We start from the raw sequence: 12501 nt of genomic DNA on the forward strand, positions 1-12501 counted from the left end.
GTGGGCGCGTGTGGGGGGCACATCGTGCGGGGGGATGGGGAGCAACGGCCGCGGCGCGGCCCAAAACACAGCCCGGGTTGGTGGGGCCGCGGCGGCCCCCCCCCCCCCCCGCGCCGCGCCGATCCATCGCGCGATCGAAGCGGGCGACGCCGAATCGGGCATTACGCTCATGCAAATGGACGCGGGCCTCGACACCGGCGCGATGATCCGCGAGGGCCGCACGGCTATCGGCGCGGACGACACCACCGCCACGCTGCACGACCGCCTTGCGAAACTTGGCGCGGATCTGATCGTCGCGGCTCTCCGCGACCTCGAACGCGACGGCGCGCTGCCATCGACACCGCAGCCTGACGACGGCACGACCTACGCACAGAAGATCGCCAAGAACGAGGCCGCGCTCGACTGGCGGCGTCCGGCGGAAACGCTTGCGCGTCAGGTGCGCGCGTTCGACCCGTTCCCCGGCGCGTTCGGCACGCTCGATGGCGTCGCGATCAAGATCTGGTCCGCGCAGCCGGTGAGCGGCGAATGGCAAGCCGATCCGGGCACCATCGTGGATGTGTCGGCGGAAGGAATCGTCGTGGCCTGCGGAACGGGCGCGCTCAGGCTCACGCAGTTGCAAAAGCCCGGTGGCAAGCGCCTGCCCGTGCGCGAGTTTCTCGCGGGCGCGCCGCTTGCCCGAGGTCAGCGTTTCGCGCTGCAAGAAACCGATCCGGACGCTTGACCCAGGCTTGAAGCACGCGCGACGGACATGTAACGCATGCGTCGCGCGGCGCTAGAATCGTGAATCTTCAACACGCGCACGCTTGGAGTTTCCGATGCTCGGCATTACCGGTTTTGCCTTCTTTCTCGTCGCCGTCTTTCTGCTGAATGTCACGCCCGGCCCCGATACCGCCTATATCGTCGGGCGCAGCGTCGCGCAGGGACGCGGCGCGGGAATCGTATCCGCGCTCGGCATCTCGGCGGGCTGCATCGTTCATACGCTCGCGTGCGCATTCGGATTGACGGCGATTCTCGCGGCATCGGCCACGGCGTTCACCGTCGTCAAGATCGCTGGCGCGATCTACCTGATTTATCTCGGCGTGCGGCTCATTCTCACGAAGCACGACAAGGCCGTAGACGCCCACGCAGACGGAACCAACGCGCAAGCCGCGCCAAAATCGCTGCATCAATTATTCGCGCAAGGCTTCGTCACGAACGTGCTGAATCCGAAAGTCGTGCTGTTTTTCGTCTCGTTCTTTCCTCAATTCGTCGCGGCGGACAGCCAGCACAAGACGCTCGCGTTTCTCACGCTCGGACTCGTGTTTATCGCCATGAGCACGGTCTGGAACAGCTTCGTTGCGTGGATTGCGGGCAGCGTCACCGAACGTTTTTCGGGCAAACCGGGGATTAAAAAGTGGCTGGATCGCGGTGTGGGCACGGCGTTCGTCGGCCTGGGACTGAAGCTCGCAACGTCACATCGCTGAACGCAACAACCCGATTGAATTTTTCGCGGACGCCCCTATCTAACGATTTGCTTACAATGAGCGTCCTGGCCAGTGTGGCCGGGACCATCGCGCAAAGTGCGCACCGTATTAGGGATAGGAGTTCCTGACATGTTCAACTGGGTCAAAACCGCGATGCTGATGGCTGCGATCACGGCCCTCTTCGTCGTGATCGGCGGGATGATCGGCGGGTCGAAGGGCATGATGCTCGCGCTCGTCGTCGCGCTCGGCATGAATTTCTTTTCGTATTGGTTCTCGGACAAGATGGTCCTGCGCATGTACAACGCGCAGGAGGTCGACGAAACCACTGCGCCGCAGTTTTATCGCATGGTGCGCGACCTGGCCACGCGCGCTCAGTTGCCGATGCCGCGTGTCTACCTCATCAACGAAGACGCGCCGAACGCGTTTGCAACCGGTCGCAATCCGGAACACGCGGCCGTCGCGGCGACCACCGGCATCCTGCGCGTGCTGTCCGAGCGCGAAATGCGCGGCGTGATGGCGCACGAACTGGCGCACGTGAAGCATCGCGACATTCTCATCTCGACCATTTCGGCGACGATGGCCGGTGCAATCTCCGCGCTCGCGAACTTCGCCATGTTCTTCGGTGGCCGCGATGACGAAGGGCGCCCGTCGAACCCGATTGCGAGCATCGCGGTGGCTATCCTCGCGCCTATCGCGGGCGCGTTGATCCAGATGGCCATTTCTCGCGCGCGTGAATTTGAGGCGGATCGCGGCGGCGCGGAGATTTCCGGCGATCCACAAGCGCTCGCCAGCGCGCTCGAGAAAATCCACGCGTACGCGTCCGGCGTGCCGTTCCCCACGGCGGAAGCGCACCCGGCCACGGCGCAGATGATGATCATGAATCCGCTGTCGGGCGGCAGCATCGCGAACTGGTTCTCGACGCACCCGGCGACGGAAGAACGCGTCGCGCGCTTGATGGAAATGGCGCGCACCGGGCGCATGTAATCCGGGGCGTCGTCACGACGCGTAACACCGAAGGCCGTTCCAGTCACGCTGGCGCGGCCTTTTTCCTTTTGTGGTGCGAAACGCGCAAGCACCGGGCCACGAAGCCTTGCACGTTACAATCGTCGTTCGAATCGATGTTCACACGAAGTCGCACGACCTTACACATGACCGACAAGCCTTCCCGGCGACTTTCCACCGCGCCGCACTCGGCGCGCGGAGCGACTCATTTGAGCGCGCTGCATCTTGCTCCCGACTCCCTTGCGTTCGCGCTCGACGGCGCGGCGCAGGCGGTCGGCGCCGTGCGCGCGGGATCGGCGTTGCCGGCCGCCTTGCAGACGGTTATCGCCGCGGGCAGACAGCCGGCGGCACGTGGCGCGATTCAGGACATCGCGTATCGCGCGATGCGCCGTCTCGCACTTGCCGATGCGCTTTTGCATAAGCTCGTCCGCAAGGCGCCGCCGCCGCACGTGGCCAACGTGCTGGTCTGCGCGTTCACGCTGCTCACCGACGACGAAGCGCACGCGGCCTACGCGCCGTTCACCGTCGTCGATCAGGCGGTGACCGCCATCGCCACGCGCCGCGAGTTTGCTTTCGCGAAGGGCCTCGTCAACGCCGTGCTGCGCGGCTTTCTGCGCGAACGCGATGCGCTCCTCGAAGAAGCGCGTGTGAGCGAAGTCGCGCGCTGGAATTACCCGCAATGGTGGATCGACGCCGTGAAGCGCGGTCAGCCGGACGCGTGGCAAGACATTCTCGATGCGGGCAACGTGCAGGCGCCGCTCACGCTGCGTGTGAGCGCGCGTCACGCCACCGTCGATGCCTATCTCGAACGCTTGCGGCAGGAACATATCCAAGCGGAAGCCGCCGGTCTGCACGCGGTGCGTCTTGAAACACCGCTGCCGGTCGAGCGTATTCCGGGCTTCGCGGATGGCGTCGTCTCCGTGCAGGACGCGGGCGCGCAACTCGCGGCACAAGCGCTCGACGCGCGTGACGGCATGCGCGTGCTCGACGCGTGCGCCGCGCCTGGCGGCAAGACCGGTCATATCCTCGAACTCGCGAATGTCGAACTCATCGCGCTGGAAAGCGATGCGACTCGCGCGGGACGTATCGGCGAAAATCTCGCGCGCCTCAAGCTGCACGCCGAGATTTGCGTGGGCGATGCCGGCGATCCTTCGCAATGGTTCGATGGCGCGCCGTTCGATCGCATTCTCGCGGACGTGCCGTGTTCGGCCTCGGGCATCGTGCGGCGTCATCCGGACATCCGCTGGTTGCGGCGGCCCTCGGACATCGTGACGCTCGTCGAAGAACAGCGGCGCATTCTAACGGCGCTCTGGCCGCTCGTCGCCAAGGGTGGCGAGTTGCTCTACGTGACTTGCTCGATCTTTCCCGAAGAAGGCGAAGAGCAGGCCCGCTGGTTTGGAAGCACGCATGAAGATGCGGTACGATTGGACGCGCCGGGCCAGTTGCTGCCGACCAGGGCGCGTGCCGGTGCGGGCGCGGGCGCGGCAAACGGGTCACGGGACAGTACACAAGTGGCCGGCCAGCCATCGAACGGGAACGCGGAAGCTGCATCGAGTTACCGCGCGGACCACGACGGATTCTTCTACGCGCGCTTTCAGAAACGGTGACGATCAAACGCCTTTTTCCGCTTCGGCTCGCGCTCGTCGTCTGGACCGCGCTGACGTTCTGCCTGTATTTCGCGGCAGCGGATTCCGCCTTCGCCGAAACCATTTCCGTGCAGCGGGCTTCGTTGCAGTCGGACAATAACGGCTGGAATCTCGATGCCCATTTCGACTTCGACCTCAACAGCAGCCTCGAAGAAGCCGTGAACCGCAGCGTGCCGCTCTATTTCACCATCGACTTCAACTTGTCCCGGCCGCGCTGGTACTGGTTCGACGAGGAGCCGGTGAATGTTTCGCAGAGCATCCGGCTGTCTTATCAGCCGTTGACCAATGAATATCGCGTGTCGACCGGCGGCCTGCAATTGCGCTTTGCATCGCTCAACGAAGCCATGGCGGTGATCAAGCACGTGACATCGTGGCATGTCTTCGACCGCAATCAGGTGCATCCCGGCGAAACCTATAACGCATCGGTGCGCATGCAACTCGACATCGCGCTGATGCCCAAGCCGTTCCAGATCGACGCGGTGAACAACCGCGACTGGAACCTTTCATCGGACTGGAAGCGTTTTACTTTTACGGCGGCAGAACGTGCGAAATAGATTTCGACGCGGCCGCACGGACATGAAAAGTCTCGTCGTCCGGTTGCTGGTCTCGACAGTGGCGGTCACGGCGGTTCTGCTGCTCGTGATGCTCGCGCTCGCCAGCGCCAATACCGAATTCTTCGACCGCTATTACGGCTGGCTCTACGCGGCGAACGTGGCGATTGCGCTCATCTTCATGCTGATCGTGATCAGCCTCACGGCGATCATCGTGGCGCGCGTGCGGCAGGGCCGCTTCGGCACGCGGCTACTGGCCAAGCTCGCGTTGATCTTCGCGCTGGTCGGCGTGCTGCCGGGCGCGATCATCTACGTCGTGTCGTATCAGTTCGTGTCGCGCAGTATCGAATCATGGTTCGACGTGAACGTCGAGACCGCGCTCACGTCGGGTCTCACGCTCGGGCGCGGCATGTTGCAGACATCGCTCGCCGACTTCAAGGCGCGCGGCCGGCAAATGAGCGATCAGCTTGCTAGCGCGGATCAGTCGAGTCTCACGCTTTCGCTCCTGCGGTTGCGCGATCAATACAACATTCAGGACGCGGTCGTGTTCGAGCGTCCGCGCGATCAGTACAACCGCGAGGATTTGTCCGCGAACAACGGCACGCAGCGCGTGTCGGGATTGCGCACTATCGCGCAGGCCTCGGGCAACTACTATTCGCTATTGCCGACGAACGAGCCGACCGGCTCGATGCTGAAGGAGGCGCAAGATCATCCATATGGCGCAATAGAAGGCGAGATCGACGGCGATCCATCGTCCACCGGGCCGAAAGGCGCGTTGCGATTGCGGGTGATCACGAAGATCCCCGATCCCACGACGACCACGGAATTTCAGCACGTCGATCGCTTCCTGCAGATCGAGCAGCCGGTGAGTCAGGAACTCGCGCGCAACGCGGATGCCGTGCAGCGCGCGTATCGTGAATATCAGGAAAAGCGGCTGGGGCGCACGGGCTTGCGCAAGATGTATATCGGCACGCTGACGCTCGCGCTCTTTCTCGCCACGTTCATCGCGATGATGCTCGCGCTCGCGCTTGGCAATCAGCTCGCGCGACCGCTGTTTCTGCTCGCGCAAGGCACGAAGGAGGTGGCCGAAGGCGACTACACGCCAAAACGCGAGATTAATTCGCGCGATGAACTCGGCTTTCTCACGCAGTCGTTCAACGCGATGACGCGGCAGCTTTCCGAGGCGCGCGCGGCGGTGGAAAACAACCGCATCGCGCTGGAGCATTCGAAGGCGTATCTGGAAAGCATTCTCGCGAATCTCACGGCGGGCGTGTTCGTGTTCGACCGGCAGTTTCGGCTCACCACTGTCAATCGCGGCGCGGAACGCATCTTCCGGCAGCGCTTTATCGGCTTGCTGAATCAGCCGCTCGATCAGATCGATGCCCTCGGCGAGTTCGGCGCGATGGTCAAGAAAGCCTTCGCCGAACGCGATGCCGCCGCTGTCGGCAGCGGGCATCCCATTGGCGATCGCGGACACTGGCAGCAGCAAGTCGCGGTGACGGTGCCTGGCGAGAACGAGCCGCTCACCTTGCTCGTGCGCGGCACGCAGTTGCTGAGCGCCACCGACGCCGACTCCGACGACGCGGAAACCACCGGCTATGTCGTCGTGTTCGACGATATCTCCGACGTGATTTCCGCACAGCGTTCCGTGGCTTGGGGCGAAGTGGCGCGGCGCCTTGCGCATGAGATCAAGAATCCGCTCACGCCCATTCAGCTTTCCGCCGAACGTCTGCAAATGAAGCTCGCGGACAAACTTGCCGCGCCGGACGCCGAAGTGCTGAGGCGCGCATCGACGACCATCGTCAATCAAGTGCAGGCGATGAAGCAGATGGTCGACGATTTCCGCGAATACGCGCGCACGCCGCCGGCCGTCCTCGGTAATCTGCAATTGAACGAATTGGTCGCCGAAGTGCTGACCTTGTATGGCATCGAGGAAGGCAAGAGCGCGATCAAGGTGGACCTCACGAAACTGCCGGTAATTCGCGGCGATGCCACGCAGATAAGACAGGTGATTCACAACCTGTTGCAGAACGCGCAGGACGCCGTGGCCGATGTCGCGGAGCCGCGCGTGCTTCTCGAAACGAGAACAGTAGAATATGGCGAGCCTGACGCATCGGGCCATGCGCGTGTCGCGGTACGGCTCACGGTGTCGGACAACGGTTCGGGCTTCCCGGCGCGCATCTTGTCACGCGCTTTCGAGCCGTACGTCACGACGAAAGCAAAGGGCACGGGACTAGGACTTGCAACGGTGAAGAAGATCGTCGACGAGCACGGCGCGCGCATCGACATTCGCAATCGGTCGAAGAACGCGGATGTCATCGAGGGCGCGCAGATATCGATTCTGTTTCTTCAACTCGCGGACGATACCGCCGCTCCCGGCGCGACGACGCGGGGAACGGGCACGGCAGCGAATCACGGAACGACAAAAGCAACAGTGCAGACAAGGGCAGCTTAAATGGCGACCATCCTGGTAGTAGACGATGAAATGGGGATCCGGGAACTGCTCTCCGAGATCCTGAGCGACGAAGGCCACGTGGTGGACGTGGCGGAGAACGCGCAACACGCGCGCGACTACCGCTTGCAGCAGACGCCCGACCTCGTGCTGCTCGACATCTGGATGCCCGACACCGACGGCGTAACGCTGCTGAAGGAGTGGGCCGCGCAGGGCAAGCTCACGATGCCGGTGATCATGATGTCGGGGCACGCGACCATCGACACGGCCGTCGAAGCGACGAAGATCGGCGCGCTCAATTTTCTCGAGAAGCCGATCGCGTTGCAGAAACTGCTGAAGGCGGTCGAGCAGGGCCTGGCGCATGGAAGCGCGGCGCCCGCGGTCGTGTCATCGACCAAGCCGCTGACGAGCGCGGGGGCATCCGGCGTGCCGGTGGCCGCTGCGCTGCCGAGCGCGTCGGCGTTGAACGCCACACCCGGCGACGCGGCTTCGGGCGGGGCATCGCCGAACGCGGGACAGACGGCATCGATCTCGTTCGATATTCCCTTGCGCGACGCCCGCGATGCTTTCGAGCGCGCGTACTTCGAATATCACCTCGCGCGCGAGAACGGCAGCATGACGCGCGTCGCCGAAAAGACAGGGCTCGAACGTACGCACTTGTATCGCAAGCTCAAGCAATTGGGCGTCGATCTCGGAAAGAACAAGAACGACGTTTGACCTGCGGCATCGAGCCGATTGCGTCGAATTGGAGAAAAATTCGGCTCAAGGCTTGAGCCTCGTGCATCACTCTGATATAGTCTCACTTCTCCGATGGCCCGGTAGCTCAGTTGGTAGAGCAGCGGATTGAAAATCCGCGTGTCGATGGTTCGATTCCGTCCCAGGCCACCAGAATTAAGAAGCCCGAGAGTGTCATCACTCTCGGGCTTTTTCTTTTGCGGTCGGGCTTTCGTCAGGCTCGGTATCTGCACGAAACAAGCGAAAAAGCGGACAGGCGTTTGATTTGCCTGTCCGCTTTTTTTTGCTTCATGCGACCCCGACTGCGAGCCGCTTGGAAGAACATCTTTACTTCGGGTTTGCCGTGACGAAGTTCTTGAATGCCGTGTAAGCCGCCTTCACCGTCTTGCCGTCGTTCTTAATCAGACCGTAAGCACCTTCGCCGCCCGCCGGATCGTCGTACAGTTCGTACGTCTGGATAGCCTGGATGTTGTACTTCGTCGCCACCGAGACGAACTGCGCCATCATCTTGTTGCCAACGAGGTACGACGCGATCTGTTGATCCGTGCCCATGTTCGGACGCACGCCGAATTCGTTAATCCAGATCGGCTTGCCCATTGCCTGCAGCGTCGCAAGGATGTCGTGGCAGCCCGTGCCGCCGCATGCGTTCGTGATGTCGCCCTGGTCCGAGTACCAGTGCCATGCGGTGACGTCCCAGCTCACAACAGGGTGACCCGTCGTGCCGTCCGGCTGCGTGCCGGCCGCGAGCATTTGGTCGAAGCCGTAGTGCATCCATGCGCCGCCGCCCATGATGATCTTGCCCGCCGTATCCACCGACTTCACGCCGGCGATCATGCCGCGGATCACGCCACGCGCAATCTGGAACTTCTTGTTGTCGAAGTGCTGGGGATAGACGCCATCCACGTTGCCCGTAAGGCAGTCCGCTTCGAGTTCGTTGCTGACTTCATAGTACGGATACTTGTTCGCGGCGGCCGTTTGCTGGCCGAGCGCGAAGCCTGCGTTATAAGCATCGGTTTCGCTGTTGAAGTCGATACCCATCAGCATCACCGGATACACTGTCACGCCGCCTGCCGCCATCGTCTTCGCAATGCCCGCGAGCTTGGTCGCCGCAGCCTGGCTATAGACCTCGTTGCGGTACAGCTTCACGCCGAGATCCTGCAGTTGCGACAGTTGCAGCGCGGGGCTGGAAATGTCGTATGCGCCGCCTTCGTTATTGTGGCCGTTCGCGCCGTAGAAGATCTTGGTGGTGGTCGGCGTGGCAGGCGTCGTGGCCTTCGTGTTCGACACCGTCACGCTGACGTTTTGCACCGAGCGCACGCTGTTCGATGCATTCGCCGCCGTGATCTGCCACGTATGCACGCCGTTGACCTGACGCGTGGTATCGACGGTCGTCGAGAATGCCCCGCTTGCGGGCACGGCATCGCGCGCTACCTTGTTGCCCGTCGTCATGTCGACGACAGAAACCGTGGTCCATTTCGATCCGGTCGTGCCTTTCACGGTCACGGTGCCGGTCGCGGTTGCGTTGACCGTCGGCGCCGTCACGACGAATGCCGATGTATTGCGCTTCGAGGCTTCAGCGGTCGATGCGAGGTCGAAGGCGTCGTTGCCGGCCCCGCCGCACGCGGTGAGCAGCACGCTGGCGACGATCGTGGCGGCAATCAGACTTGCCTTGGGAGCGGTGAAGGCGAAACGGGCAGGGGTATGGGTCGAATTCTTCATATTATTAGTTAGCGTTACTAATGATGTGTTGTGCGTCGGCTCAGAAAATGAGTGCGTTGACCAAAGCGCCGGAAATGAATCGGCAAATCGGTTACGGACCTGCGTCCCGCTTAACCCTGCGGATGGGTGCCGGGAGCGAGTTCATTCGGATGCCGAATGAAATTGCCCCGAAGGGTGGGCAGATCAGTCCAACGGCAATGCCGGACGCCGCCAGACAGCCGGACCAGCGCCGGTCGTCCACACGTTTCGAGCGCCTGGAGCGATTGCGGCGTATTAACCTATGGACCGGCACGAAGAAAAAGCCACGCGCTCGCTGCGTTTAAACGTTTGCGCGTTGAATTCGCCTTCAGGCGCGAATTCTGGTAAAGCGGAACTTATTGCTTGACGCAAACCGTCTTTCGGGACGATTACCTAGAATTACGGCTCATCGGCGCGGACCTTTAGCTTTTAAAGACAGTTTTGCCGATTTCATTTTGGCAGATAAGTATATATTTCCGAATTCGAGTGTGTCGCACACAGTTGCGACGGATAACCGGGAGGTCATCCACGACCGCGTGTGTGGAAAAGATGATCCATTCAAGTGACGGCGTTTCCTTATAGAAGAATGACCTTCAGCCGCGTGGTGGTATGTCTCCCGCAACCAGAGTTCGGTGCGTATCGCCGGCCTTTACCGATAATCCGTGCTGAATCTTCGAAGCGTTTTGGGTAACTCTTCGCTCGGCGCAGCGAGCCTAACGATCGGCAAACAATCGCGCTGCGTGATAAAATCCGCATCGAATTAAGGACTTGCCTGTCCTCGGACCGCAGGTCCTTTTTGTTTTTCGACGTTGTTGCTCACAAGTGCGGCCGGTAAAAAGCGTGCCAATTCTGGCGACGCCTTCGTATATGGGACATAAGAGTCGCCGCACGTGGGGAAAGGGTCGTCGGCCTATACTGAAACGTCGGGGTAAAAGCATGTCTCTCTTACCGACCGGCGACATGGCCCGCAGGCCAATCTCAAACACGGAGTTTCACGGTGACTCGTACAGACGCTAAGGACAGCGCGCTCGTGCTGTTTTCCGGCGGACAGGACTCGGCCACATGCCTTGCCTGGGCGCTCGAACGCTATAAGACCGTCGAGACGCTGGGTTTCGACTACGGTCAGCGGCATCGCGTCGAACTCGAGTGTCGTGACGGTTTTCGCGCCGCCGTGCTGCGCGATTTTCCGCATTGGGCTGAGCGGCTCGGCGAAGACCACACAATCGATCTATCGGTTCTCGGCGCCATCAGCGATACCGCGATGACACGCGAAATCGAGATTCAGTCGACCGCAAGCGGCCTGCCGAACACCTTCGTGCCCGGACGCAATCTGTTGTTCATGACGATCGCGGCGGCGGTGGCGTATCGGCGCGGATTGAAAGTTCTCGTCGGCGGCATGTGCGAGACGGATTTCTCCGGCTATCCCGATTGCCGTGACGACACCATGAAAGCGCTGCAAGTGGCGCTCAATCTCGGCATGGAGACGCGTTACGCGCTGGAAACGCCGCTGATGTGGCTCGACAAGGCCGACACGTGGCGTCTGGCTGAAACGCTCGGCGGCGACGCGCTCGTCGAATTGATCCGCGTCGAAACGCACACGTGCTATGTAGGCGAGCGAGCCGAGCTACACGACTGGGGCTTCGGCTGCGGCCAATGCCCGGCGTGCAAGCTGCGCAAACGCGGTTACGAGGCATACCGCGCGGGCGAGCAAGTCACTATCGCGCCGGTTTGAACTTCAATTGATCACAGAGCAGTCATGACGTACGCAGTGAAGGAAATCTTCTACACGTTGCAAGGCGAAGGCGCGAACGCCGGGCGTCCGGCCGTGTTTTGCCGCTTTGCCGGCTGCAATCTGTGGTCGGGTCGCGAGCAGGATCGCGCTGAAGCCGTCTGCCAGTTCTGCGATACCGACTTCGTCGGCACCGATGGCGAGAACGGCGGCAAATACCGCACGCCCGCCGAACTCGTCGCGATGATCGCCTCGCTCTGGCCCGAAGGCGAGGCGAACAAGTTCGTCGTCTGCACGGGCGGCGAACCGATGCTGCAAATCGACCAGCCTTTCGTCGATGCCCTTCACGGCGCCGGCTTCGAAATGGCTATCGAAACGAATGGCTCGCTGCCGGTACTCGACAGCATCGACTGGATTTGCGTGAGTCCGAAAGCCGACGCACCGCTCGTCGTGACCAAGGGCCATGAGCTGAAGGTCGTCGTGCCGCAGGACAACCAGCGCCTCGCCGATTACGAAAAGCTCGATTTCGAGTACTTCCTCGTCCAGCCAATGGACGGCCCGTCGCGCGACATCAACACGAAGCTCGCGGTCGACTGGTGCAAGCGGCATCCCAAGTGGCGGCTGTCGATGCAGACGCATAAATATTTGAACATTCCCTGACAGACGGTCCCGCCGACGTGCAGACGATTACCCGAAAACTCGAATTCGATGCGGGCCACCGCATCCCCGATCACCGCAGTCAGTGCCGCAATTTGCACGGGCATCGTTACGTGCTCGAAATCACGCTGCAAGGCGATCTCGTGGATGTCGAAGGCGCGCCCGATCGCGGCATGGTCATGGACTTCGCGGATGTGAAGTCGCTCGCCATGGAGCATCTCGTCAACAAGTGGGATCACGCTTTCATCGTCTACGAAGGCGACGTGAAAGTACGCGATTTCTTGCAGTCGATGGCCGATCACAAGACCGTCGTGTTCGACCGCATTCCGACGGTCGAGAATATGGCGGCGGTCGCGTTCAAGATTCTCGCGGAAGTCTACGACGCGCATTACGGCGTCAATCTCAAGCTCAAGCGCCTTCGCTTGTACGAAACGCCCAATTGTTGGGCCGACGTGGAACACGCCTGACGCATCCGGCGGCGCGGCCCACGCCTGCGTCGCCGTCACGGTATCATCGCTCGTTGAATCGC

General features: G+C 61.7%; 11 protein-coding genes and 1 tRNA gene. 11 read left to right on the forward strand and 1 reads right to left on the reverse strand.

The window, feature by feature from the left end; genetic code table 11:
• The 8 genes from NCR40_RS00070 to NCR40_RS00105 all read left to right on the forward strand — a co-directional run.
• Positions 1-721 (forward strand): methionyl-tRNA formyltransferase (locus NCR40_RS00070; RefSeq protein WP_284507675.1); only part of this gene is annotated, 721 nt, incomplete at its 5' end.
• A 94-nt stretch (positions 722-815) separates the two neighbouring features.
• Complete coding sequence (locus NCR40_RS00075) at positions 816-1463, forward strand: LysE family translocator (protein WP_250508441.1); 648 nt, start codon at positions 816-818, stop codon at positions 1461-1463.
• A gap of 129 nt (positions 1464-1592) precedes the next feature.
• Positions 1593-2447, forward strand: a complete 855-nt coding sequence (htpX, locus tag NCR40_RS00080; protein WP_244826731.1) for a zinc metalloprotease HtpX — start codon at positions 1593-1595, stop codon at positions 2445-2447.
• Between the two features lie 164 nt (positions 2448-2611).
• A complete protein-coding gene (gene rsmB / locus NCR40_RS00085) occupies positions 2612-4072 on the forward strand; it encodes a 16S rRNA (cytosine(967)-C(5))-methyltransferase RsmB (RefSeq protein WP_250508442.1) in 1461 nt (486 codons plus the stop codon).
• Positions 4069-4665, forward strand: a complete 597-nt coding sequence (locus NCR40_RS00090) for a DUF4390 domain-containing protein (protein WP_250462564.1) — start codon at positions 4069-4071, stop codon at positions 4663-4665. Before rsmB ends, NCR40_RS00090 begins: the two co-directional genes overlap by 4 nt.
• A gap of 22 nt (positions 4666-4687) precedes the next feature.
• A complete protein-coding gene (locus tag NCR40_RS00095) occupies positions 4688-7117 on the forward strand; it encodes a sensor histidine kinase (protein ID WP_284502940.1) in 2430 nt (809 codons plus the stop codon).
• Positions 7118-7831, forward strand: coding sequence for a response regulator transcription factor EsaR (esaR, locus tag NCR40_RS00100; protein ID WP_250462569.1), 714 nt, complete (start codon positions 7118-7120; stop codon positions 7829-7831). It begins immediately after the preceding gene.
• A 95-nt stretch (positions 7832-7926) separates the two neighbouring features.
• Positions 7927-8002 (forward strand) — tRNA-Phe (locus NCR40_RS00105).
• Between the two features lie 174 nt (positions 8003-8176).
• Here NCR40_RS00105 and NCR40_RS00110 read toward each other — a convergent pair.
• Positions 8177-9088 (reverse strand): glycoside hydrolase 5 family protein, encoded by a 912-nt coding sequence (locus NCR40_RS00110; RefSeq protein WP_250508730.1) that lies wholly within the window; start codon positions 9086-9088, stop codon positions 8177-8179.
• 1495 nt (positions 9089-10583) lie between these two features.
• Here NCR40_RS00110 and queC point away from each other — a divergent pair.
• The 3 genes from queC to queD are packed head-to-tail and all read left to right on the forward strand — an operon-like array spanning position 10584 to position 12439.
• Positions 10584-11318, forward strand: coding sequence for a 7-cyano-7-deazaguanine synthase QueC (gene queC / locus NCR40_RS00115; protein WP_244826736.1), 735 nt, complete (start codon positions 10584-10586; stop codon positions 11316-11318).
• A 24-nt stretch (positions 11319-11342) separates the two neighbouring features.
• Positions 11343-11975, forward strand: coding sequence for a 7-carboxy-7-deazaguanine synthase (queE, locus tag NCR40_RS00120; RefSeq protein WP_244826737.1), 633 nt, complete (start codon positions 11343-11345; stop codon positions 11973-11975).
• A 17-nt stretch (positions 11976-11992) separates the two neighbouring features.
• Positions 11993-12439, forward strand: a complete 447-nt coding sequence (gene queD, locus NCR40_RS00125; RefSeq protein ID WP_244826738.1) for a 6-carboxytetrahydropterin synthase QueD — start codon at positions 11993-11995, stop codon at positions 12437-12439.
• The last annotated feature ends 62 nt before the right edge of the window (positions 12440-12501 follow it).

The sequence above is a fragment of the Caballeronia sp. GACF4 genome (assembly GCF_023631025.1).
Classification (GTDB): Bacteria; Pseudomonadota; Gammaproteobacteria; order Burkholderiales; family Burkholderiaceae; genus Caballeronia.